Genomic DNA, 23460 nt, shown 5'->3' with positions numbered 1-23460 from the left:
GCTGCCCGCCTGCCGGTCGAGCCGGTTGCGTCCGCAACGGCTTTCATCCCGCTGTTTCGATCCTCACGTCAGCATGTCGACGATCATCGTCACCACCGACGCCGCCATCAGTGCGACCGCCAGCCAGCCGAACAGTTTGGATACCGGGCCGCTGCCGGGCCGGCCGGCTGCGTCGCGCTTTCGCGCGAGCAGCATCACCAGCACGAGCATCGGCACCGCCGCGACGCCGTTGAGCACGGCGCTCCAGTACAACGCGCGGATCGGGTCGATCGGGCTGAAGCAGATCGCGATGCCGACGATCACGCACAGCGCCAGCACCGTGTAGAACGCGGGCGCCCGCCGCACCGGCTCGTTCAGCCCTTCGCGAAACCGCCACGCTTCCGCGCAACCGTAGGCGGCGCTGCCCGCGAACGCGGGAATCGCGAGCAGCCCGCAGCCGACGATGCCGAACGCGAACACCAGGAACGCGGCTTCGCCGGCGATCGGCCGCAATGCCTCGGCGGCCTGCGCGGTGCTGCCGATGTCGTGCCGGCCGTGCGCGAAGAACACGGCCGCGCCGATCACCATGATGCAGAACGACACCGCGTTGGTGACGACCATGCCGGTCCACGTATCGAACGTGATGCGCTGCTCGGTCTCGCGGCGCGCGCCCGGCGCGCACGACGTATCGCCGTTGCGGCGCTCGGCCTGGGTTTCCTCGACCTCGAGCGCGGCCTGCCACACGAACAGGTAGGGGCTCAGCGTCGTGCCGAGCACCGCGACCGCGGTCGTCGCGTAGTCGTGCGTGAACGAAATGTGCGGCAGCGCGATGGCATGCAGCAGGTTGCCCCAGTCGACGTGCACGAAGCCGAGTTCGATCACGTACGCGAGCAGCCCGAGCGTCATCCATTTGAGCCAGCGCGCGTAGCGCTCATAGGACATCAGCACCTGCAGCGCGAGCGACGCCAGGCCGTAGACCGGCGCATACCAGTAGCTGCGGCCGCCGACGACGAGCGCCGTTGCGTCGCCCATCGCCGCGAGATCCGCGCCGACGTTCACCACGTTGACGATCACGACCATCGCGATCAGTCCTTTCGCGAGGCGCTCGGAGAACATCTCGCGGATGCCGGCGACGAGGCCTTCGCGGTTGGTGCGCCCGATGAACGCCGACGCGAGCTGCACGGCGACCATCATCGGCAGCGTGACGACGATCATCCACAGCATGTTGAAGCCGAACTGGCTGCCGGCCTGCGCATAGACGGCGACGTTGCTCGGATCGGCGTCGGACGCGCCCGCGAGCAGCCCGGGGCCGAGCCGCCGATACCACGGTGTCGCGGCGGGCGGCGACGCCTCGGTCGCCGGCCGCGCGTCTTCGTCCAGTCCGCTCATCCGGCGTCCCCGTGCGACGGGCGTGCGCCGCCGTGGCGCCGCTCGCGCGCGAGCCGCGACGCGGTGCGCAGCGCGTCGACCAGCGTGCGGTACGCGTGTTCGCGGGAATCGGCGCCGCGCGTGCGCAGCACGTACGACGGGTGATAGGTCGCGACGACGATCCGGCCGTCCTCGGTGCGCACCGGTGCGCGCGTGCGCTCCAGCGTCGCGTCGTTGTCCTGCAGCACCGCGCGCAGCGCCGTCGCGCCGAGCGCGACCACCACGCGCGGCTGGACCGCTTGCAGCTCGCGTTCGAGCCAGTAGTGGCACGCGGCCACTTCGCGCTGCGCGGGCGTCTTGTGCAGCCGTCGCTTGCCGCGCGGCTCCCATTTGAAGTGCTTGACCGCGTTCGTCAGGTAGACGTGCGTGCGCTCGATCCCCGCTTCGTCGAGGGCGCGGTCGAGCATGCGGCCGGCCGCGCCGACGAACGGCAGGCCCATGCGGTCCTCCTGGTCGCCCGGCTGTTCGCCGACCAGCATGATCGGCGCGTCGACGGGCCCGGCGCCCGGCACCGGTTGCGTCGCGTGTTCCCACAGCGCGCAGCGGCGGCATGCGTCGAGCGTGGACGGCGCATCGTCGTCGGCCGGCGTCGGTGTCGGACGGTCGGGTGCTTTGCGGGTCATGCGACGCCTCCGGTGCAGGCCGAAACAGCGGCGCGCCGCGATCGCGCGGAACATGCCGGCGCGCACGTGGTCGCACGCGCAGAGGGACGCAAACCGGACGCTTGAAACCGCATCGCGCGCATGAAGGACTCCGGGGTAGACGATGCGAAACAGGCAGCAACCGGCATGCCGCATGCAGTCGGTATGGGCGCGCGCCTTGCGGCGCAAGCCGGTCCAACGACAGGAGAAGCACGATGCAACCCGATCCCGGCGACGATCCGGCCGCCGACGACGTGCTGCTGTGGCGCGCCCCCGACAGCGTGCCGCGCCGCCCGCGCCGCGTGCTGGTCGTCGACGATTATCGCGATGCGGCGGATGCGCTGCGCCTGCTGCTCGAGGCGCGCGGCTTCGAGTGCCGGGTCGCCGACGATCCGTTCGCCGTGTGCGACGTCGCGCGCGACTGGCAGCCGTTCGCGGTGGTGCTCGACATCGCGATGCCGGGCCTCGACGGGTTGCAGCTCGCGACGCTGCTGCGGCGCGATCCGCGAACGTCGGACATGCTGCTGGTCGCGTGCAGCGGGCTCGCATCGCGGCGCGATTGCGAACGGGCGAAGGAAGCCGGCTTCGACGCGCACTGCGCGAAGCCGTTGACGCCGCACCGGCTGCTGGGCTACCTCGAATCGGCGAGCGGCGGTGCTGCGAAGCCGGACGGGGACGTTACACGACCCTTGTAAAAAGGCGGGCGGTGCGCCGGGTGCGGCGCCGGCCACCGCGGCGCGAGGACAAAAAAACGCCCCGCGCGAGGCGGGGCTGTCGAACGGAGGCGCCGGCGAACCGGCGCGCGTCAGTGGGCGGTCAGTGACGGCCGCGCGTACGCGGATCGTCGAGGTCCTCGGTCGGGTCGGTCAGCCCGAGTTCGTCGCCGGCACTCCAGTACGGGGTGCTGCCGTAGAACTCGTGCAGCGGCTCGGCCCATTGCGGGTCGGCCATTGCCGGCCAGTGGTCCTTGTCGAACCCCGGCGCATTGCGAATCCGCTCGGACGATACCGACAGCAGGAAGCACTTGCGCTCGGTGTCGAGCGTCAGCGCGCTCCACGGAATCGCGTGCAGCTTGTCGCCGATGCCGAGAATGCCGCCGCTCGACAGCACCGCATACGCGATGCGGCCGGAGCGCACGTCGAGCATGATGTCCTTGATCTTGCCGACATCGTCGCCGTCGGTCGTATAAACCTTGTCGCCTTCCAGCGTATCGGCTGCCATCACGTCGGGGCCGGGGCCGGCCGCCGTCGCGGCGCCCTTGCCGATGATGCGGGTCTGACCTTGATCGGGAGTCTGCATGGTTTCCTCCTGGCTGCGTGGGGCGCGACCGTGCCCGGATGGGCCCAGCGGGTCGCGCGGGGTGGTCGGGCGAAGCGGAAAAAACGCTCCGTCACGTCTGCTTCGGTTGCGACACGCCTTCCAGCGTGTTCGCGACGTCGTCGCGCTCGGGGCTGGCCGTGCGCGTCGCGATGTCGGCCAGCGACAGCATGCCGACGAGCCGCTTGTCGTGATCGACGACGGGCAGCCGGCGCAGTTGCGCGTCGGCCATGTAGTGCTGGATCTCGTCCAGCGAATCGTCGTCGAAGCACCATTCGATCGGGCCGGACGCGACCTCGTGGATCCGCGTCTCCGGCGGCTTGCCGGCCGAGATCGCGCGCACCGCGAGATCGCGGTCCGTCACCATCCCGATCAGCCGGTTGTTGTCGCACACGGGCAGCGCGCCGATGTCGTAGCGCTCCATCAGTTGGGCGGCATGACGGATCGAGTCGGTCGGGGCGATCCGCACGACGTCCTGCGACATGATTTCGTTGACGCGATGCATGAAATTCTCCTTGCGGGTTGGGTGAAGCAATGTGCCGATGCGGGTGCTGCGATCCAGCAAACCGCATGCCGTGCGCGCGGCCGTCTCGTCACTCGGGGTCGCTTTCGCGCTTCTCCTGCCACGGCCCGTCGTCGTGCGTGCCGGGCGGCGTGTCGGGCTCGATGCGCGTGACGCCGCCGGTCGCGGGCGGGTCGCTGGCCGGAAACGTGTCCTCGAGCTGCTTGTCGATATGACGTTCCGAATGGCGCGTGCGCGTCTGGTCGTGCTCCTTCAGCGGCGGTTGCGGGTCGGGCTGCCGCTCGTGCGCCGGTGCGTCGTGGCCGTGCCGGGTCGAATCCTTCATGGCGGTGCTCCGTATCGGTGACGATGACCCGCCTGTGCCGCAACGGCCGTTCCCGGCGCGCATGGACGGCACGCGACTTGCCGCTGCGACCGCGACGACCATGACGACGATCACGACACGGCGCAACAGGAAGCCTGCTGCGCACATCGACGGGAGGCACGACGATGATTCCGAAACGACGACCAGGGGTGCGCTATGAGGTCAACGTATGCGGCGGCGGATTCGATTCGGTGAAGAGCCATTTCGATACGTGGAAGCACGAACCGCTGATCTACCGGCCCGAGCGCCGGATGTTCGAAGGCAAGGCCGACGTGCGGCCGCTCGGCGACGAGACGTTCGGCGCAACCGAGCCCGCCCGTTTCGCGTTGCAGCGGGCGTGCGAGCCGTCCGATCCGTACGCGCTCGCCGCGCGCGTGCGCGACGACGGCCGCGAGCTGTGGCTCGTGATGGCCGCGTACGACGCGTAGCGGCGTGCTTGCAAGATTTGCAGCGAACGGTGTAGCGAAGGCATGGCGCTTCGCGGCCAGCCGCGCGCCTGCGTGCCGATTCCCGCGCGCTCCCGCCGCGCGCACGACCGGCACGGAGGGCATGCGGCTTGCGAATCCACGGTGTGCGGCGCGCCGCGCCGATCCGTACCCGAACCCCGCAACGAGGGAACGCCGATGAAACACGACTCCGCGCAATGGCTGCAACGGCCCGAACCGCCGCTTCCCGACATCGAGCCGGACCCCGAGCCGCCCGATCCCGACGACGTGCCGCCGGACATGCCCGAACCGTATCGGGAACCGGAGGGCGATCCGCCCGGGCATGCGCCGCCGGAACGGGATCCGCCGTCGCGCGAGCCGCCCGTGCGGGCGCGGCCCGCCGGCGCGATGCCGCGGATGCGAACGGAGGGTCTGCAATGAGCATCCGCGTGAAACCCGGCCTGCTGCGCGACATCGCCGAGACGCTCGGCCGTCATTTCGAGGCGCGCGAGATTCCGTTCCACGTCGAGGAACAGCCGGCCGGCGCATTGCATATCGGCTTTCGGGTCGACGGGCATCCGGCGTCGCTGACCGTGACGTTCGACGCCGACGCATTCGCCGCGCTCGAACGGGCCGACGTCGACCGGCAACGCGGCACGCTCACGCGCGTCGCGGCCGAATTCGACACGATGATGGCGCGCCGCGCACCGACCGCGTACGCGGGCGATTTCCATTTCAACCGGCTCTGAGCGGCGCTCGATGCGCCGGCCTGGAGCCCTCGATGGAGGATTCGATGAACACGATCCAGACGATACGCGTGGGCGCCTGTGCGTTCGCCGCCGCGTGCGCGCTGGGCGCATGCACGCAACCGACCGGCGGCACCTACGGCACGCGGGCGGCGCCGCCCGCGCCGCCGGACGGCCGCGGCGCGCAGTCGACCACGACGATGCCGGACGCGAATACGCGTTACGACACGCGTCCGTCGCCGGGCAACACGATGCCGAAGGACGCGAACGTCGGCGAACCGGCCGACGTGCCGCCGCCGGGCCCGAACGGCGCGCAGGGCGACCCGCCGCTGCCGGGCACGCCGCCGCCGATGCAGTACTGATGGCACGCGTCGCGGCGACGCGTCACGGCATGCCGCACCGCGATGCGGCCGGAGGAATGCGATGGCGAACCAGCACGAGCACCTGGAGGACTGGCTGCGCGATGCGTACGCGATGGAGCGCCAGGCCGAGACGATGATCGACGCGCAGTTGAAGCGCGTCGGTCACTATCCGCAGTTGCAGGACCGGCTGCGGCTGCATCTCGACGACACACTCGGCCAGCAGGCGCTCGTCGAAGCGTGCCTGATGCGGCTCGGCACGTCGCCATCGGCGACCAAGGATCTCGCCGCGCGCGTCGCCGCATACGGGCAGATCGCGAGCGACATGCTGGCGGACGACGAAGTCGTGAAGACGGCGCTGGCCGGTTATGCGTTCGAGCAGCGCCGCGTACACCGCGCTCGTCGCGGCGGCGCACGCAGCCGGCGAAGAGGAAATCCGCGCGTGCTGCGAGCGAATCCTGCAGCAGGAGCGCGACATGGCCGCGTGGTTGCTGCGCCATCTGCCGGCGTTGACGACCGCGTTCCTCGACCGTTCGGCGGTCGATCGCATCGATGCGAAGCGGTGACGGCGGGGCCGCCGGGCGGCAGCCTCGGCATGCATTTTCCCGCGAGCGAAATGCGTGCCCCAAACTTGCCCCCGGCTTGTAAAAAAGCGGCCTTGACGCGTGGCGAAACGGGGTGCGAACCCGCGAGAGCCGCGACGGCTCGCGCTTCGCGCGGCTGGCACGGAAGCTGCGTGACGTCCGGTAGAAGAGGGTGAAAACATACCGCGAACCGAACCGTCAGGAGGCTTTCGATGCCCGTCTCGCTTGCGCTGCAGATGCGACAGCATCTGGCACTTACGCCGAGGCTTCAGCAGTCGCTGCGGCTGCTGCAGTTGTCCTCGCTCGAATTTCAACAGGAATTGCGCCAGGCGCTCGACATGAACCCGTTTCTCGAAGACGGCCAGGGCGACGATGACACCGCTGCCGGAACGCCCGAGCAGCCGACCGAAGCCGCCGCGCCCGAAGCGGCGCCCGAGCGCGACGAAATCCGCCCGCCGGATGGCGAGGTGCCGTTTACCGCCGCACCCGCGCCGCGCGGCACGAGCCGTCAGGGTGACGACACCGACGGCCTGTCGCCCGGCGAATGGATCGCCGCCGAGCCGTCGCTGCATCAGCAACTGCACGATGCGCTGCGGCTCTATCCGCTCAACAAGCGCGACCGCGAAGCCGCGCGCCTCGTGATCGATGCGCTGGATGACGACGGCTACCTGCGTCAGGAACTGCCTGAACTGCTGGTCGCCGCCGATCCGGCCTGGCTGCTGTCGGAGCAGGATCTCGCGGTCGCGCTGCGGCTCGTGCAGATGCTCGACCGGCCGGGCATCGCGGCCCGCTCGCTGTCCGAATGCCTGGTGTTGCAGCTCGATGCGATTCCCGCCGGCACGCCGGCGCTCGCGGAAGCGAAAGCGATCGCGCGCGAACATCTGGAGCGCCTCGCGCGCCGCGAGACGGCCGAGATCCAGCGACGCCTCGGCTGCAATCAGCAGACGCTGCACGCGGCGTGCGCGCTGGTGCGCGGGCTCGACCCGCGCCCCGGCAATCACTACGGCAGCACGCGCGGCGACTACGTGGTGCCCGACGTGATCGTGCGCCAGGTGCGCGACGAGTGGATCGTGACGATCAACCCGGCCGTGCTGCCGCGCGCCCGCTTGCACGAGCGCTACGCGACGCTGTTCGCGCAGTCGAGCGGCGAGCGCGATTCGCCGCTCGGCCAGCAACTGCAGGAAGCACGCTGGCTGATCCGCAACGTGCAGAAGCGCTTCGACACGATCCAGCGCGTGGGCGAGTGCATCGTCGCGCGGCAGCGCGATTTCTTCCGCTACGGCGAGATCGCGATGAAGCCGCTGGTGCTGCGCGACATCGCGGAAGAGCTCGACCTGCACGAATCGACGGTCTCGCGCGCGACCGGCAACAAGTACATGGCCACGCCGCACGGTACGTTCGAGTTCAAGCATTTCTTCCCGCGCAAGCTGGAAGCAGCCGGCAAGGGCGTGTGTTCGGCGTCGGCCGCGAAGGTGCTGATCCGCGACATGATCGCGGCCGAGCGGCAGACCGATCCGCTGTCCGATGTCGCGCTCGCGGAAAACCTCGCGGGCCGCGGCATTCTTCTTGCGCGTCGCACGGTGACCAAGTATCGCCAGGCGATGAAGATTCCGCCGGCCGATCTGCGGCGTCGCGACGCCGCGTGACGGCCCCACTGTTCCAACCACGCGCGTGCCGTCCGTCGCGTCGGCCCGCGCGCCAACGAGAGGAGCGCAATCATGCCAGCCAAATCCCAGGCCCAGCAGCGCGCCGCAGGCGCCGCGCTGTCGGCCAAGCGCGGTGACACGAAAATGAAGGACCTGAAACCGCCGTCGAAATCGATGGCCAAGTCGATGAGCGAGAAAGAGCTCGAGAAAATGGCTTCCACGCCCACGCACGGCAAACCGAAACACAAGCACGATGCGTGACCGGCGCCGACGTTTAGTGACGACCGCTGTCATCCAGGAGGGTTCCATGCTTCGATACGCCATCATCTTTTTCGTCATCGCGATCATTGCCGCCGTGTTCGGCTTCGGCGGCATCGCCGCCGGCGCGGCCGAAATCGCGAAGATCCTGTTCTACATCTTCGTCGTGATCTTCCTGGTCACGTTGCTGCTGGGCGTCGTGCGACGATGAGCGTGATGCCCGACCGGTCGCAGCGCGTCGCGGAACTCGAGCACGCGTTCGCGATCGGTTTTCCGTCGCAGTCGACCGTCGTCGTGCATGCGGACGACGCATCCGGGCGACTGACGATCCATGTGTCGTGGGTGCGCGTGCCGTCCGACGAGGACGCGCGCGAATGGCGCTGCACGGTCGACATGCGCTTCGATGCGGACGTAATCGAGCGTTACACGGTGCTCGACACGGCCGACCGGCTGCGCGTGCGTACGCAGCTGTGCGACCGCGCGCGGCGTGCGGTGGACGAGCACAAGCCGCGCGTCGAGGACGCCGCGATCGAATGCAGCGTGACGCTCGACGTGACGGCCGCCGAATTCGACGCGGCGCTGCGCGCGCCCTGACGTCGTCGCCGGCTCCGCCGCCGTTCGCGGCGCGTCGGGCCGGCTTTTCCCGCCGTCCGCACGCGCGTGCCGCGGCGCGCCGTGTCGGCGCGTGCTGCGGCGGCCCATCCGAATGCCACGAGGACCGATAGCGATGACGAATCCCCCATCCGCCGGCAAGACGCCACCCACGCAGCCGACGCAGCCGCCCGACAGCGCGAAATCCCGCCAGCTCGAGCAGAACCGGGCGCGGCCCGACGGCGAAGCGCTGCGCACCAACCAGGGCGTGCGGATCGCCGACAACCAGAACACGCTGCGCGGCGGCGCGCGCGGCCCGTCGCTGCTCGAAGACTTCATCATGCGCGAGAAGATCACGCACTTCGATCACGAGCGCATTCCGGAGCGGGTGGTGCACGCACGCGGCTCGGCCGCGCACGGCGTGTTCCGCGTGTACGAGCCGATGGCCGACTACACGAAGGCCGCGTTCCTGCAGGACCCGGCCGCCGAAACGCCGGTGTATGTGCGTTTCTCGACCGTGCAGGGGCCGCGCGGGTCGGCCGACACCGTGCGCGACGTGCGCGGCTTCGCGGTGAAGTTCTATACCGAGGAAGGCAACTACGATCTCGTCGGCAACAACATGCCGGTGTTCTTCATTCAGGACGCGATCAAGTTTCCCGACTTCGTGCACGCGGTGAAGCCGGAGGCGCCGAACGAGATGCCGACCGGCGCGTCCGCGCACGACACGTTCTGGGATTTCGTGTCGCTGGTGCCGGAAACCACGCACATGGTGCTGTGGCTGATGTCGGACCGCGCGCTGCCGGCGAGCTATCGCGCGATGGACGGCTTCGGCGTGCATACGTTCCGTTTCGTGAACGCGGCCGGCGTCGAGCGTTTCGTGAAATTCCACTGGCGGCCCGTGAGCGGCGCGTATTCGCTGCTGTGGGACGAGGCGCAGCGGATCGCCGGCCACGATCCGGATTTCAACCGGCGCGACCTGTGGAAGGCGATCGAACGCGGCGACTATCCGGAGTTCGAACTCGGCGTGCAGATGATCGATCCGGCCGATGCGGACACATTCGACTTCGACCTGCTGGATCCGACCAAGCTCGTGCCGGAAGAGCTCGTACCGGTGCGGCCGATCGGCCGGATGACGCTGAACCGTAACCCCGACAACTTCTTCGCGGAGACTGAACAAGTCGCGTTTCACCCGGGCCACGTGGTGCCGGGCATCGACTTCACGAACGATCCGCTGCTGCAGGGGCGGCTGTTCTCGTACACCGATACGCAGTTGAGCCGGCTCGGCGGCCCGAATTTCCACGAGATCCCGATCAATCGGCCGGTGTGCCCGTTCGCGAACAACCAGCGCGACGCGCTGCACCGGCAGACGATCAACGTCGGCCAGGCGTCGTACGAGCCGAACTCGACGAGCGGCGGCTGGCCGCGCGAGACGCCGCCCGCGCCTGCCGGCGGCGGGTTCGAGACCGTGCCCGAGCCGCTCGAAGGCCACAAGGTGCGCGTGCGCAGCGAATCGTTCGCCGACCATTTCTCGCAGGCCGCGCTGTTCTACCAGAGCATGACGGACATCGAGCAGCGGCATATCCGCGACGCGTACTGCTTCGAACTCGGCAAGGTGACGCAGCCGCACATTCGCGAGCGGGTGGTCAACGAGATCATCGCGCGCTTCGATGCGGGGCTCGCCGCGCAGGTCGCCGAACGGCTCGGGCTGCCCGCGCCGCAGGCGGCCGCGACGCCGGCCGTGCCGCAACGCTCGCCCGCGCTGAGCCTGATCGGCCGCGCGAAGCCCGGCATCCGCTCGCGCAAGATCGCGCTGATCGCGACGCCCGGCGTGAACCCGGTGCTGGTCGAACAGGTGCGCGACGCGCTGCGGGCCGCGCACGCGGTGCCGACGATCGTCGCACCGACACTCGCGCCGATCGGCGGCATCGTGCCGGAGGCGACGCTCGTCGGCATGCCGTCGGTGATGTTCGACGCGGTATTCGTGTGCGGCGGCGACGGCGATGGCCGCGATCTCGCGCACAGCGCCGACGCCCGCCATTTCGTGCGCGAGGCGTTCAAGCACCTGAAGCCGATCGCGGCCGTCGGGTCGGGCCGGCAACTGCTCAGCGCCGCGCATCTGCCGGACCCGGCCGAAGGCGTGTGCGTCGGCCAGCCCGTCGATCTCGACAAGGTGCTGAACACGCTGTCCGACCACCTCGGCCAGCATCGCGTGTGGGCGCGCGAGCAGCAGGCGGCGGAGCTGCCGGCATAGGGCCGACAGCGGCGCGCGCCGTACGGCGCGCCTGCCCGCGGGCGGGCGCGCATTCGGCAAGGAGGAACACGCATGGCACCGCGGATGATATGGAAAGGCGCGATCAGCTTCGGGCTCGTGCACGTGCCCGTGCAGCTGTTTCCGGCGACGCGCACCGTGAAGCCGTCGTTCCGGATGCTCGACAAGCGCTCGATGGACCCGATCGGCTATCGGCAGATCAACAAGCGCACCGGCAAGGAGGTCACGCGCGAGGACATCGTGCGCGGCTACGAGTACGAGAAGGAGCGCTACGTCGTGCTCACCGACGACGAAATCCGCGCGGCGAACCCGGAATCGACGCAGACCGTCGACATCCTGACCTTCGTCGACGAGGACGCCGTGTCGTTCCTCTATCTCGACACGCCGTACTACCTGGTGCCGGACCGCAAGGGCGAGAAGGTCTATGCGCTGCTGCGCGACGCGCTGAAGGACAGCGGCAAGATCGGCATCGCGCTCGTGGTGATGCGCGACCGCCAGCATCTGGGCGCGCTGATCCCTGTCGGGCCGATACTCGCGCTCGATACGCTGCGCTGGCAGGAGGAATTGCGGCCGCTCGACGAGCTGTCGGTGCCGGCCGACGACGCGAAGGGCGCGGGCGTCACCGCGCGCGAGCTGGGGATGGCGAAGAAGCTGATCGACGACATGTCGGGCAAATGGACCCCCGACGAATATCACGACACGTTCCGCGACGACATCCTCGAACTGGTCGAGCGCAAGGTGCGCGCCGGCAAGATCGAGGAGATCGAGGACCGGCCCGCGCAAACCGGCCGCGCGACGAGCAACGTGGTCGATCTCACCGAGCTGCTGAAGCGCAGCCTGAAGGGCGGCGCCGGCGCACGCGCGGCGGATCTGCGCGAGGCGCGCGACGAAGCGGAGGACGAGGCGTCGTCGTCGTCATCGCGGAGCGGCGCGCGCCGCAAGCCGGCGGCGAAGTCCGCATCGAAAGGCGCCGCGACGAAAACCGCGGCGAAGCGGACTGCAGCGAAACGCGGCGCGGCGAGCGACCCTGCGGCGAAGAAGACCGCCGCGCGCCGCAAGCACGCGGCATGACGCCGATGACGCCGACTCCGACTTCGACTCCGACGAGGTGACGCAATGGCCGGCAAGCTCGATCCGTATCGCCGCAAGCGCCGTTTCGGCGCGACGCCCGAGCCCGAAGGCGCGCACGGCAAGCGTCGCGCGAAGGCGCAGACGAAAGCGGGGACGCAGCCAAACGCGAAGCCTGCCGCACGCGCAGGCCATCCGCTGCGCTTCGTGATCCAGGAGCACCACGCGCGCCGGCTGCACTACGATTTCCGGCTCGAACTCGACGGCACGCTGAAGTCGTGGGCCGTGCCGAAGGGGCCGAGCTTCGATCCGCAGGTGAAGCGGCTCGCCGTGCACGTCGAGGATCATCCGCTCGAATACGCGTCGTTCGAAGGCGAGATTCCGGCCGGGCATTACGGTGCGGGGTCGGTCGTCGTGTGGGACGAAGGTACGTGGACGCCCGATGGCGGCATCGCGCATGCGCGCGAAGGCTATCGGGCCGGCAAGCTGACGTTCAGGCTCGACGGCGAAAAGCTGCACGGCGGCTGGGCGCTCGTGCGCAGCGGGCGGCAGGAGGGGCGTCAGGAGCAGTGGCTGCTGATCAAGGAGCGCGACGACGACGCGCGCAGCGCCGATGAATTCGACGTCGTCGGCGAGCGGCCGGGGAGTGTGCGTGACGATGCGTCCCACGGCGCGGCGCGCAAGCATGCTGCGCGGCGTCGCGGATCGAACAGCGCGGATGGCGCGAATGGCGATGCACGTGCCGCGCGACGCGAAAGCCCCGAAAGCCCCGAAAGCCCCGAAAGCCCCGAAAGCCCCGAAAGTCACGAAGGCCCGCGCCCCACCGAACCGTCGCAAGTCGAAGGCGCGGTGCGCGCGCCGCTGCCCGAGCGCGTCGCGCCGCAACTCGCGACGCTGGTCGATGCGCCGCCGACTCAGGGCGGCTGGTGCTACGAACTGAAGTTCGACGGCTATCGAATCCTCGCGCGCATTGCCGGGAAGGGCGCGCGCCGACGCGTCACGCTGATGACGCGCGAAGGCCGGGACTGGACCGCGAAGCTGCGCGCGCAGCGCGACGCGCTCGCGGCGCTCGACGTCGACGACGCGTGGCTCGACGGCGAGGCCGTCGTGCTCGGCGACAACGGCCTGCCGGATTTCCAGGCGCTGCAGAACGCGTTCGGCACGGACCGTTCGGACACGATCACTTTCTTCGTGTTCGATCTGCCTTATCTCGACGGCTACGACCTGCGCGACGCGCCGCTCACCGCCCGTCGCGCATTGCTCGAGCCGCTGCTCGCGAACTGCGACCCGGCGCGCGTGCGCTTTTCGCCCGATCTCGGCGAGGACATCACATCGCTGATCGCGAGCGCCTGCGACACCGGCCTCGAAGGGCTGATCGGCAAGCGCGCGGAGTCGCGCTACCGCGCCGGCCGTTCGCCCGCGTGGATCAAGCTCAAATGCCGGCGCCGGCAGGAGTTCGTGATCGGCGGCTTTACGGAGCCGTCGGGCAGCCGGCGCGGCTTCGGCGCGCTGCTGCTCGGCGTGCACGAACCGGCGCCGGCCGGCAAACGGCGACGCGGGCCGGGGCCGCTGCGCTACGTCGGCCGCGTCGGCACCGGCTTCGACGCGCGGATGCTCGACCGTCTCGCCGCGATCCTGCGCAAGCACGAGCGCGACACGATGCCGTTCGATGCGCCGCCGCGCGAACGCACGCGCACGCGCGTGCACTGGGTCGAGCCGACGCTCGTCGCCGAATGCGAATTCGCGGAATGGACCGGTGACGGCATCGTGCGGCAGGCCGCGTTCATCGCGTTGCGCGACGACAAGCCGGCGGAGCAGATCGTCCGCGAGATGCCGACACACACGGAAACGGAGGGGGCGATGGATCAGCGTTCGACTACGCAGGACAAGCCGCGGCGTGCGTCGCGCACCGATCGTCACGCGAGCACGGGCCAGGCGCGCGGCGCGCGCGCCGATGCCGATACCGGCGACGATACGATCGGCCGCGTGCGCATCACGCATCCCGAGCGCGTGCTCGATCCGCAAAGCGGCACGCGCAAGCTCGATCTCGCGCGGTACTGGCAATGGGTCGCGCCGTGGCTGTTGCCCGACCTGAAAGGCCGGCCCGTGTCGCTCGTGCGCGCACCCGGCGACATCGCCGGCGAACTGTTCTTCCAGAAGCACGCGGAACGCCGCGAGATTCCGTTCGTCACGCAGCACGAAGGACTCGACCCGGGCCACGGGCCGCTGCTGTCGATCGACAGCGTCGACGCGCTGCTCGGCGCCGCGCAGATGGGCACGGTCGAGCTGCATACGTGGAACGCGCACGCGTCGAACATCGAGCGGCCCGACCGCATCGTGTTCGACCTCGATCCCGACCCGGCGCTGCCGTGGCGCACGATGATCGACGCCGCGCAGCTCGTGCGCGGGCTGCTCGACGAACTCGGGCTCGTATCGTTCTGCAAGACGAGCGGCGGCAAGGGGCTGCACGTCGTCGTGCCGCTCACGCGGCATGCGGGCTGGGACGACGTGAAGGACTTTTCGCGCGCGGTCGCGCAGCACGTCGCCGGTACGCTGCCCGACCGTTTCACCGCGACGATGGGGCCGCGCCACCGGCGCGGCAAGATCTTCGTCGACTATCTGCGCAACGGCCGCGGCGCGAGCACGATCGCCGCGTATTCGGTGCGCGCGCGGCCCGGCATGGGCGTGTCGGTGCCGCTCGACTGGGACGAGGTGCCCGCGACGACCGGCGGCGCGCAATGGACGATCGACACGCTGCACGAACGGCTGGATACGCTGAAGCGCGACCCGTGGGAAGGTTATGCGAAGACGCGCCAGCGCATCACCGCGGCGATGCGTGCGCGGCTCGGCGCCGATGCGTGAGCCGTCAGCGCCGATGCTGCTGCAGCCGGTAATACCAGTTCATCAGCGGCGTCGCGGAAATCCCGTGCGCGACCACCGACGCGGACACCACCGCCAGCACCGGCGCCGCGAGCGGGCGCACGACGTCGGACGGTCCGTGCTCGAGCGCGAACAGCAGATAGTAGAACGAGCCGATCCCGCGAATGCCGAACCACGCCATCAGCCGCCGCTGCGCATGCGTCGCACGCGAGCCGGCCAGCGTGACCAGCACCGCGAGCGGGCGCACCGCGACGAACAGCACGGCGGCCAGCGCGACGGCGCCCCACGTGAGCAGCGGGCCGGGCAGCGTCGCGAGCACGCTGCCGACCATCGTCATCACGATCGCCTCGGCGATCCGTTCGAGCTCGATCGTGAAGCCGAGCACCGATTCGGCCATGAACGCATGCGCTTTCTCCGGATGCTTCTCGGTCGCGACGACGTCTTCCGAATCGATCTGGCCGATCACTTCGCGCGGCGGGCGGTCGCCGCTCGCGCGATGCTCGACGCGCCGCATCGCGACGCCGGCCGCGAACGTCGCGATGAAGCCGAACGTATGCGCGAGCTGCGCGGCGCCGAACGACAGCACGATCAGCGCGAGCGCGAAGAAACCTTCGAGGCCGAGCGCCTGCGCGTGCCGCGTGCGCAGCCAGCCGATCGTCTTCGTCGTGACCCAGCCGAGCCCGCCGCCGATCGCGGCCGCGCCCGCGATGCCCCACAGCGCGACCAGCGCGAACGTGCCGGACAGCGGCGGGATACCGTGCGTCGCGCCCGGTGCGCCGCACAGCGCGAGTCCCGCGAGCGCGAACGGCAGCGCGATGCCGTCGTTCATCCCGCCTTCGCCGGACAGCGCGAAGCGCACCAGGTCGCGATCGCCCGGATCGTGCACCTGCACGTCGTGCGCGAGCACGGGGTCGGTCGGCGCGAGGATCGCCGCGAGCAGCAGCGCGGGGCCCCAGCCCAGGCCCAGCGCGAGCACCGCGCAGACGGCGAGCAGCGGCACGGTGACGACCATCGCGAGCAGCCCGAGACGGCACGGCACGAGCCACAGCTTGTCGGACAGCGGCACGCGCAACCGCAGCCCGATCGCGAACAGCGACACGAGCAGCGCGACTTCGACGATCTCGCGCAGCAGGCGCCCGTCGCGTTCGAGGTCGAGATGCAGCAGGTCGGCGCCGGTCGGACCGAGCGCGACGCCGAGCACCAGATAGATCATGGCCGAGCTGCAGGGCAGGTGGCGCAGCGTGGACGTCACGACGCCCATGCCGAGCAGCACCGCGCCGATGATCAGATACCAGAGCGTTTCATGCATGCGTGTGATCGCAGCAGGGGGAGAGAGGCGGCGCGCCAGCCGTCAGGGCTTGCGGCCGAATGCCTCGCGCAGCTTCCGCTTCGCGCGTTCGAGCGTCGCGCGGCGTGTTTTCGGCAGGTTGCGGCCCGCGCGGTTCACGTAGAAGTTCAGCATCGACATCGCCGACTGGAACGGCGACGCCTTGCGGCGGCGGCTGTGTTCGGCCGAGCGCTTCAGCGACGCGGCGATCGCGGCCGGATCGTCGGATTTGAAGATGTCGGGCTCGATGTCGAGTGCATCGCTTTTTTGCGTGACTTCGCCGGACCAGCGCTTGCGGTGGGTCGGGTCGGCGCTGCGCGCGCGGCCGGGTCGGCGCGTGTGGCGTTTGCCGTGCGACTTGGCGTGCGCGTGGGAAGCAGAAGCGGAAGGCATAAGGCAAGGGGCTCCGTATGGAATCACAGGACGGTCGTGCGAACACGGCGGACGCAAACCGCGTGCCGGGTCGCGAACGTGCCGACGACGGCATGGGCCTTGCTGAAAGACCGGAGCAGGAATTTCCATCAAGCGATCACCCACAGGGAGAAAACGCCATGAAATCAGCATTCGAATCGAAGTGTGTCGCGCGGCACGTGCTGGCGTGCGCAGCCGTCGCGATCGTCGCGGCCGCACCGGCCGCATGGGCGCAGAACTCGCAGCGCTCGGACGAGGGCACCGGCGCGCCGAATCCGTCGATGGACATGTCGACGCCGGGCACCAACGGCAATACGACCGCGCCGCCCCCGCCGGCCGGCACGCAGCGGCATGGCGCGAAGCACGGCATGCGTTCGCACAGCGGGTCGGCCGGCCATGTGAAGCCGGGCGGTGGCCCGAACGGTGCGGGCGAAGGCGGTAGCGGCGCCACCGGCGGCGGGGTCGGCGGCGGGTCGGGCGGGGCCGGCGGCGCCGGCGGCTCGGGCGGCACCGGCAACGGCGGTTCGGCCGGCTCGACGGGCACGGGCGGCGGCGGGGCCGGCGGCACGGGCGGCGGTTCCAGCGGTTATTGACGGTGTCGTGCCGGCGCGGCCGGCACGGCGCGATGGCGGCGCGGTTTCCCGGGACGGGCGCGCCGCCGCCACGCAGGAGGACATCATGCAATCGAATTCCCGGATTTTTGTGGACAACGACGAGATCGACGGCGATGCGAGCGACACGGACGATCTCGACACGACGGTCCACGTGGACGTCGAAACGGGCAGGGTCATGTTCCATGCGGCGTGGGCGAACGCCGTCGAAGCGCCGCCCGAGGCGGCCCGCCATTCGGTCGTGCTCGCGCTCGAATGCTCGACGATGGAACGCTACGCGGATCTCGACGAAGGCGCGCGGATGCGCGTCCACGCGATGCTGCATGACGCCGTGCAGCAGACGCTGGAACAGTTGCCCGATACCGACGAGAACCTGACGCTGACGGTCGAGCTGACCGACGCGATGCTCGACGCCGTGCGTCATCTGCAGTAATCGCACGGGATCGGCGCACGGCGTCGCGTTACATCCCGTTGAAATCTTTGCAGTAGCACGGGGCCCGGCGGCCGGGCAGCCCGCCGATCGCATTCGATTGCGGGTCGTTCCCCGGTGGCCGGAACGCATGCGCATCCGCGCCGGCACGTCCGCGCCGGCGGCCGCAGTCTGCGCGGCCGGAACGGCGCTTGCTGGGCGACCGACACGGCACGACGCGTGCCTTGTTCCTATTCCTTTCCACGGACCTTTCCACGGAGGCATCCATGAGCGGCAGGCTGGATCATTGCAAGGTAGCGATTCTCGCGGTCGACGGTTTCGAGGAAGCCGAGCTCGTCGAACCGCAGCGCGCGCTCGCGGCCGAAGGCGCGCAGGTGGACGTGATCTCGCAGAAGCAGGGCGAGATCCAGGGTTTCCGGCACGTCGACAAGGGCGAGCGCGTGAAGGTCGACCGCACGTTCGACGACGCGCGTGAAGGCGACTACGACGCGGTCGTGCTGCCGGGCGGTGTCATCAACGGCGACGCGATCCGGATGGTGCCGGCCGCGCGCGAATTCGTGACGGCGGCCGTCGGCGCCGGCAAGCCGATCGCGGCGATCTGCCACGGCGGCTGGCTGCTCGTGTCGGCCGGGCTGGTGGAGGGCAAGACGATGACGAGCTGGCCGAGCCTGCAGGACGACATCCGTCATGCGGGCGGCAAGTGGGTGGACGAGGAAGTCGTGCGCGACGGCAACCTGATCACGAGCCGCAAGCCGGCCGACCTGCCCGCGTTCAACGGTGCGCTGGTCGAGCGCCTCGCGTCGCGGGGGGCATGAGCCGATGTCGTCCGATTCCCCGCGCCCCGTGACGCTGACCGACGAACCGCCGACCTTCGACGGCGCGGCGCTGCAGTTGCGCTTCGTGGTCGAGGTCGACGGGGTGCCGCACGCCTGCGCGATCACGGTCGAGGCGCTGGAAGATCATTTCGGTGCGAAGTCCGCGCTGGAGGCCGATCTGCGCGATGCGTTCGAAAACGGCCGCGCGCGTATCGAAGCCGCGTGCGCCGACGTGCTGGCGAGCGGCAACCACGACGTGGTGCTGCACAGCGGGTATTTCCGTGCGCCGGCCGGGCGGGCGCGGGCCGGGTTGTTTCGCTCGCGGCGGACGTGAGCGGAGAGCGTTTTCCGGCACGTTTTCCGGCACGTTCCTCGCACCTGGCGCCGGCCGTCGCCCGCCCTTACATGCCGTTGAAAACTTTGCAGCGGTTCACCCGCATTCCACGGTGCCACATCGCGCGGCGCGCGCACCGTACGGACGCCGGCCGCATGACGTCCCTTGGCACGGTCCCTGCATGCTCATACCGGCGCCGGCGCACGATTCGCGCCGCATGCCGATGCGACGCCGGTGTCGCATCGCGCGCAGCCGCCAACGGGGAAACGAGCATGCTGACCGCCCATGAATTCGCCGCGCTGTTCCTGGCGCATCACGCACCCGAACAGATCCAGATCGACCGCGACGACGTTCTCGCGCTCGTCGAACAACACCTGATCGTGCTGCAGCACGACGACGCGTCGGGCGCGCACCGACCCGCGTTGACCGCCGACGGACTGTCGGTCCTGCGGTGCGTGCAACGTCACGACGCCGCCGAATCCCATGGGATCGGCGTAAGCGACGCGGCCGACGCGTGACGCGCCGGCCCGCGCGCGCCGCTTACCGCGCGATCGCGACGGATGCGTTGACCTGCACGACCGGCGGCTCGCCGTCGAACGGCGGCGCGTACAGGAAGCGGTCGATCACGCCGGCCTCGAACAGCAGGCAGTAGGTCGAGCCGCCGAACTGGAAATAGCCGATCTCGTCGCCCTTGTCGACGCGCTGGCCCGGCACGACCTCGATCACGCACGACGACACGTCGCCCATCCCGACGAACACGGCCGCGACCGTCCCGATGCCGGGATCGTCGCAGGCGATCGCGACCACCGCGCGCGCGGCGACCGCCGTCATGTAGCCCTGCGAGTCGTTGAGGCCGGCCGGGTCGGGGCCTTCCGCTTCGGCGACCGAATAGTAGGCGCCGTCGACCCGATACGCATGCGTGACGACGCCGCGCACCGGCGCATGCCAGCGGTGATAGTTGTACGCACTGAGGTAGGCCTGGTAGACGTCGCCGCCGACGAAGCGCTCGGCGAGCGACAGCCATGCGGGCGTGAAGAGGTCGCGCAGCGAGTACGGTTGCGCCTTGATCCAGAACGTGTCGCGCAGCTTCACGTTGGTTTCGGTGTGATAGGGCGCGGCCTCGCACGCGCTGACGATCACGTGCGGATCGTCGGGCGCCGCCACCGGCCGCGCGCCGTCGCGAAAGCGCCGCGTGAAGAAGTCGTTCCACGAATCGAAGCCCCAGTGCGGCTGGTCCTCGCGATACTGGAACTGCGACAGCCCCAGGCGCTTGCGTGCCGCGTCGCAGAACCAGCCGTCGGGCGCCGCCGTGTCGAGATGCGCGCGCGAATGCGGGCCGCCGAGGAAATCGCACCATACGTTCAGCACGCGCTTCAACTGCGCGTTGACGGCCGCGTCGCGAAACACCGCGTGGCCCGACGGCATGCACATCGGCCAGTCGAAGAACGCGTTCAGCGGACACACGATCAGGCTTTCCTCGCTGAACGGCGGCGTGTAGGTCATCAGATGGTCGAGCACGGTCATCAGCTCGCCGATCGACGCATAGCCGAGCCGGTATCCCGCTTCGCGCGCCTCGTCGATCGCGCGGGTCAGGTTCATGCGCAGCACGGCGTTGTCGTCGAACAGCTGCGCGAGTTCCTGCACGGCGGGCGTACGCAGCCGGTCGCCGGCCTGTGCGCGCGCTTCGCTCGCGATTTTTTCGCGGAACGCGGCCATGTGCGCTTCCTCGCTGGCCATCCATCCGCCGAGGCGGCGGCGTGTGGCGGGCGGCGTGTTGCGATTCGTCGGCATCGTCACCTCCGGAACGGTTTCGGTCGAATCGGGGGAGCAAGACGCTTGCCCGGCGCCCGGCATCGAAATTGCTGCATGCGGGCGACCGGTTTCTTTCGATGACACAGGAGAAAAGCATGGCTACAGCTTCGAACGCACGACCGACGAACGACGCGGGATCGACGGACGAAGGCCGCCGCAGCGGCCAGCGAACCGTGACGCCGACGCGCACGCGGAAACGCCCGCAGGCTGCGGGGCCGCGCGACGACGCGCGGCGAGTTGGGCGCGGTGATGGTCGCGCGAGCGGAAACGGGCCGGTAACGCCGAGCCGCGGGGAAGAGGCGGGGAAACCGCTGTGGGAGGACGACCGCGGCGAGATGCCGCCGGAAGAATGGTCGTGAATTGCCGACGCCCATCGTCGGGTAGCACGAAATCGCTTGCGAGCAGGTGTTTCGGTTGTAATTCGATTGCGCGTGCGCACAATCGATTTCGGTGACTCGGGGCTGGCACGCAACGGGCGTTGGCTTCAATGTCCAGTCCGCGCAGCAACGAGCACCGCAACAGGCAGCTCGGCCAGACAGCGATCCAGCGCCAGCGTGCCGTCCGGCGCATCGATTGCTTGCGCCGCATTCAACCCGTCCGTCCACGGTCCTGCCACGCCGCGCGGCAGAGCGACCGCCGTATCGCGCCATTGCGCGGGCTCCACGCGCGGCAACCCCGGCGCTTCCCCCAGCAACCGGCACGCGAGCCGGGTCGCGACCACCACCACGGTCGCCGCCTCATCACATCGCGCGAACGCCACCGCGTGTCGCGCGAGCGGGCCGCGCACCCGCAGCGGAACGTACGCGCCGTCCGCGAACGTCGCCGGCCATCGTGCACGCAGCGCCAGCATCCGCTCGATCAGCGCGCGCTTCACGCGCGCATCGGGCCACGTCGGCAGATACGACGCGACGGGGCCGTCGACCGGTTCGGCCGCCAGCGTCGCAAATGGCACGTCGCGCCGGTTGTCCGGATCGACGAGCGAGTGATCCCATCGCTCGGTACCTTGATACAGATCGGGCACGCCGGGCGACGCGTTGCGCAGCGCCGTTTGCGTGAGGCTGTTGACGACGCCGGCCGGCGCGATCCGCGCGACGAACGCGTGCAGCCGATGCGGAAAATCGCCTGCGCCGCGCGGCGTCAGGATCGCGCGGACGAACGCTTCGCAGTTGCGCTCGTAATCCGGCTCGGGCGCGAGCCAGTCGGTGTTCTGCTTCGCTTCGCGCAGCGCCTTCGTCTGCCATTGCACGACGCGCGTCGCGAGCGCGTCGAGGCCGGCCGCATCGTCGGGCGCGAGCGCCGGCGGCCAGCAGCCGACCAGCGTCTGGTACAGCATCGCCTCGGCGGCCGGCCCGGGCGTCCACGCGAGGTCGCGGTGCGCGCCGCCGCGATGACGGAGATTCAGCGCCGACCAGTCGAGCGACACCGCGCGCCACGCATCGGGCACCTCGCTCAGCACCGCGAGCCGTGCACGCGCATCCTCGCCGCGCTTGTGGTCGTGCGTGGCCGTCGCGACGAGCCCATGCGGGACGGTGCGCGCGCGGCGCCGGTTGCGCGCATGGAAGGCGCCGCGCGACAGGCTGAAGTCGCCGGCATCGGCGCCGACTTCGTTGCGCGACAGCAGCCGGCCGTAGCGATAGTTGGCGGTATCCTCGACGCCCTTCGCGGCCAGCGGCGCGGTGAGCTGCGCGAACGCGACGCGCGCCGCGACGAGCGCAGCGGCGTCCGCGCGCGGCACGCGCACGACCGGCAAGCCGAGCCACGCGGCGACGCGCTCGAGCGCGAACCGGTCGGTCGGATCGACCGCCGCGTATGCAGCTTCATACGCGCGGGCGAGTACGCGCCGGTCTGCGTCGGCCGGCTCGTCGCCTGGCGCCGGATACATCCGGTACACCGGCAATCGCACCGCGAGTTCGCCGAGCACGCGCTGGATCGCGATCCGGCTCACGTCGCGCGTCGCGGGCGACGCTCGTGCGATCTCGTGCAGCAACCGCGCGACCCGCGCATGCTCGACGGCGAGCTGGCGCATCAGCACGCGCCGCTTGCCGTCGAGCGCTTCCTGCGCGAACGTGCGCGCCGAACCCGACACGGCCGCCCAGTGCGCGGCGAGCGGCTCGGCGCCGGCCGGGTCGTGCAGCAGCGCGCCGACGTCGTTCATGAAGTCGTAGCCGGTCGTGCCGGCGACGGCCCAGTCGGCGCGCAGCGCCTCGCCCGGCGCGAGGATCTTCTCGACCACGACGTACGGCCGCGCGTCGCGCTGCGCGGCGAGCCGCGCATGCAGCCTGCGGCAATATGCGCGCGGATCGGCGAGGCCGTCGACGTGATCGACGCGCACGCCGTCGACGAGCCCGGCGGCATGCAGGCGCAGCGGCAGCGCATGCACGGCGTCGAACACCGCGCCGTCTTCGACGCGCACGGCCGCGAGCGTCGCGATGTCGAAGAAGCGCCGCCAGTTCAGCTCGTCGGCGGCCGTGCGCCACCACGCGAGCCGGTAGTGCTGGCGTTCGAGCAACCGGTGCAGGCACGCGCGCGAGCGCGCGCGGCGCGGGTCGGCGCCGCGCAATACCGCGTCGAGCGCGTGCGGGCCGTGCGCGGCCGCATGATCGCGCAGCGCCGCATGGGCGGCGGCGAGCCGCGCGCTGTCG

26 protein-coding genes and 1 pseudogene are annotated in these 23460 nt (G+C 70.1%); 18 read left to right on the top strand and 9 right to left on the bottom strand.

Translation table 11 applies throughout. From position 1 onward, the window contains the following. Positions 1 to 63: 63 nt before the first annotated feature. Both MMB92_RS27670 and MMB92_RS27665 read right to left on the bottom strand, forming a co-directional pair. Complete coding sequence (locus MMB92_RS27670) at positions 64 to 1368, bottom strand: divalent metal cation transporter (protein ID WP_006498348.1); 1305 nt, start codon at positions 1366 to 1368, stop codon at positions 64 to 66. After that, positions 1365 to 2030: a UdgX family uracil-DNA binding protein gene (locus MMB92_RS27665; protein ID WP_034204039.1), complete on the bottom strand. Its 666-nt coding sequence runs from the start codon at positions 2028 to 2030 to the stop codon at positions 1365 to 1367. The genes MMB92_RS27670 and MMB92_RS27665 overlap by 4 nt, the downstream gene beginning before the upstream one ends. A 233-nt stretch (positions 2031 to 2263) precedes the next feature. Here MMB92_RS27665 and MMB92_RS27660 point away from each other — a divergent pair, with 233 nt between their 5' ends. After that, the gene (locus tag MMB92_RS27660) at positions 2264 to 2743 is read left to right on the top strand and encodes a response regulator (protein WP_058903682.1); all 480 of its coding nucleotides are present in this window, start codon (positions 2264 to 2266) and stop codon (positions 2741 to 2743) included. A gap of 121 nt (positions 2744 to 2864) precedes the next feature. On the opposite strand, the gene MMB92_RS27655 is transcribed toward MMB92_RS27660, so the two are convergent. The 3 genes from MMB92_RS27655 to MMB92_RS27645 form a co-directional block, all read right to left on the bottom strand. Then, positions 2865 to 3347, bottom strand: coding sequence for a PRC-barrel domain-containing protein (locus MMB92_RS27655; protein ID WP_006498342.1), 483 nt, complete (start codon positions 3345 to 3347; stop codon positions 2865 to 2867). A gap of 91 nt (positions 3348 to 3438) precedes the next feature. Beyond that, positions 3439 to 3870 (bottom strand): CBS domain-containing protein, encoded by a 432-nt coding sequence (locus tag MMB92_RS27650; RefSeq protein WP_058903681.1) that lies wholly within the window; start codon positions 3868 to 3870, stop codon positions 3439 to 3441. 88 nt (positions 3871 to 3958) lie between these two features. Then, positions 3959 to 4213 (bottom strand): hypothetical protein, encoded by a 255-nt coding sequence (locus MMB92_RS27645; protein WP_006498340.1) that lies wholly within the window; start codon positions 4211 to 4213, stop codon positions 3959 to 3961. A 164-nt stretch (positions 4214 to 4377) separates the two neighbouring features. Here MMB92_RS27645 and MMB92_RS27640 point away from each other — a divergent pair, with 164 nt between their 5' ends. The 12 genes and pseudogenes from MMB92_RS27640 to ligD all read left to right on the top strand — a co-directional run bounded on the left by MMB92_RS27640 (position 4378) and on the right by ligD (position 15060). Beyond that, complete coding sequence (locus tag MMB92_RS27640) at positions 4378 to 4680, top strand: hypothetical protein (protein ID WP_034203633.1); 303 nt, start codon at positions 4378 to 4380, stop codon at positions 4678 to 4680. A gap of 195 nt (positions 4681 to 4875) precedes the next feature. Continuing rightward, the gene (locus tag MMB92_RS27635; RefSeq protein WP_006498338.1) at positions 4876 to 5118 is read left to right on the top strand and encodes a hypothetical protein; all 243 of its coding nucleotides are present in this window, start codon (positions 4876 to 4878) and stop codon (positions 5116 to 5118) included. Next, positions 5115 to 5426, top strand: a complete 312-nt coding sequence (locus tag MMB92_RS27630) for a hypothetical protein (RefSeq protein ID WP_006498337.1) — start codon at positions 5115 to 5117, stop codon at positions 5424 to 5426. Before MMB92_RS27635 ends, MMB92_RS27630 begins: the two co-directional genes overlap by 4 nt. A 44-nt stretch (positions 5427 to 5470) precedes the next feature. Next, on the top strand, positions 5471 to 5785 hold the full coding sequence (locus MMB92_RS27625; protein ID WP_034204037.1) for a hypothetical protein: 315 nt from the start codon (positions 5471 to 5473) through the stop codon (positions 5783 to 5785). A gap of 61 nt (positions 5786 to 5846) precedes the next feature. After that, positions 5847 to 6348: pseudogene (locus MMB92_RS35320) on the top strand (DUF892 family protein). Positions 6349 to 6578: 230 nt separating this feature from the next. Beyond that, a complete protein-coding gene (locus MMB92_RS27610; RefSeq protein WP_006498334.1) occupies positions 6579 to 8012 on the top strand; it encodes an RNA polymerase factor sigma-54 in 1434 nt (477 codons plus the stop codon). Positions 8013 to 8084: 72 nt separating this feature from the next. Continuing rightward, positions 8085 to 8273, top strand: coding sequence for a DUF3008 family protein (locus MMB92_RS27605; RefSeq protein WP_006498333.1), 189 nt, complete (start codon positions 8085 to 8087; stop codon positions 8271 to 8273). Positions 8274 to 8319: 46 nt separating this feature from the next. Then, positions 8320 to 8481, top strand: a complete 162-nt coding sequence (locus MMB92_RS27600) for a DUF1328 family protein (RefSeq protein ID WP_006498332.1) — start codon at positions 8320 to 8322, stop codon at positions 8479 to 8481. Beyond that, on the top strand, positions 8478 to 8864 hold the full coding sequence (locus MMB92_RS27595) for a DUF3022 domain-containing protein (protein ID WP_043205924.1): 387 nt from the start codon (positions 8478 to 8480) through the stop codon (positions 8862 to 8864). Before MMB92_RS27600 ends, MMB92_RS27595 begins: the two co-directional genes overlap by 4 nt. A 133-nt stretch (positions 8865 to 8997) precedes the next feature. After that, the gene (gene katE, locus MMB92_RS27590; protein ID WP_062885682.1) at positions 8998 to 11112 is read left to right on the top strand and encodes a catalase HPII; all 2115 of its coding nucleotides are present in this window, start codon (positions 8998 to 9000) and stop codon (positions 11110 to 11112) included. A gap of 72 nt (positions 11113 to 11184) precedes the next feature. Continuing rightward, complete coding sequence (locus MMB92_RS27585) at positions 11185 to 12201, top strand: Ku protein (protein ID WP_062885681.1); 1017 nt, start codon at positions 11185 to 11187, stop codon at positions 12199 to 12201. A gap of 45 nt (positions 12202 to 12246) precedes the next feature. Then, positions 12247 to 15060, top strand: coding sequence for a DNA ligase D (gene ligD, locus MMB92_RS27580; RefSeq protein WP_277563071.1), 2814 nt, complete (start codon positions 12247 to 12249; stop codon positions 15058 to 15060). 4 nt (positions 15061 to 15064) lie between these two features. On the opposite strand, the gene MMB92_RS27575 is transcribed toward ligD, so the two are convergent. Both MMB92_RS27575 and MMB92_RS27570 read right to left on the bottom strand, forming a co-directional pair. Further along, a complete protein-coding gene (locus MMB92_RS27575; RefSeq protein ID WP_006498327.1) occupies positions 15065 to 16387 on the bottom strand; it encodes a cation:proton antiporter in 1323 nt (440 codons plus the stop codon). Positions 16388 to 16429: 42 nt separating this feature from the next. Then, the gene (locus MMB92_RS27570; protein WP_034203627.1) at positions 16430 to 16798 is read right to left on the bottom strand and encodes a DUF3175 domain-containing protein; all 369 of its coding nucleotides are present in this window, start codon (positions 16796 to 16798) and stop codon (positions 16430 to 16432) included. A gap of 158 nt (positions 16799 to 16956) precedes the next feature. Between MMB92_RS27570 and MMB92_RS27565 the strand changes: the two genes are divergently transcribed. The 5 genes from MMB92_RS27565 to MMB92_RS27545 all read left to right on the top strand — a co-directional run bounded on the left by MMB92_RS27565 (position 16957) and on the right by MMB92_RS27545 (position 19524). Beyond that, positions 16957 to 17409, top strand: a complete 453-nt coding sequence (locus tag MMB92_RS27565; protein ID WP_058903677.1) for a hypothetical protein — start codon at positions 16957 to 16959, stop codon at positions 17407 to 17409. Positions 17410 to 17494: 85 nt separating this feature from the next. Beyond that, a complete protein-coding gene (locus tag MMB92_RS27560; RefSeq protein WP_006498323.1) occupies positions 17495 to 17860 on the top strand; it encodes a DUF3022 domain-containing protein in 366 nt (121 codons plus the stop codon). Between the two features lie 263 nt (positions 17861 to 18123). Continuing rightward, a complete protein-coding gene (locus MMB92_RS27555) occupies positions 18124 to 18672 on the top strand; it encodes a type 1 glutamine amidotransferase domain-containing protein (RefSeq protein WP_034203625.1) in 549 nt (182 codons plus the stop codon). Positions 18673 to 18676: 4 nt separating this feature from the next. Continuing rightward, positions 18677 to 19006 carry a DUF1488 domain-containing protein gene (locus MMB92_RS27550; RefSeq protein WP_006498321.1) on the top strand — a complete coding sequence of 110 codons (330 nt, stop codon included), beginning with the start codon at positions 18677 to 18679 and terminating at the stop codon, positions 19004 to 19006. Positions 19007 to 19278: 272 nt separating this feature from the next. Beyond that, positions 19279 to 19524 carry a hypothetical protein gene (locus MMB92_RS27545; protein WP_006498320.1) on the top strand — a complete coding sequence of 82 codons (246 nt, stop codon included), beginning with the start codon at positions 19279 to 19281 and terminating at the stop codon, positions 19522 to 19524. A gap of 22 nt (positions 19525 to 19546) precedes the next feature. On the opposite strand, the gene MMB92_RS27540 is transcribed toward MMB92_RS27545, so the two are convergent. Together MMB92_RS27540 and treY are read right to left on the bottom strand one after the other, a co-directional pair. Continuing rightward, on the bottom strand, positions 19547 to 20797 hold the full coding sequence (locus MMB92_RS27540; RefSeq protein WP_058903961.1) for a phosphatidylserine decarboxylase family protein: 1251 nt from the start codon (positions 20795 to 20797) through the stop codon (positions 19547 to 19549). Between the two features lie 505 nt (positions 20798 to 21302). Next, positions 21303 to 23460: malto-oligosyltrehalose synthase (gene treY, locus MMB92_RS27535; RefSeq protein ID WP_277563070.1), on the bottom strand; the 2158-nt coding region annotated here is incomplete at its 5' end.

The sequence above is a fragment of the Burkholderia sp. IO2 genome, from assembly GCF_029522185.1.
Classification (GTDB): Bacteria; Pseudomonadota; Gammaproteobacteria; order Burkholderiales; family Burkholderiaceae; genus Burkholderia; species Burkholderia cenocepacia.
This window is presented reverse-complemented; position numbering and strand designations above follow the sequence as displayed.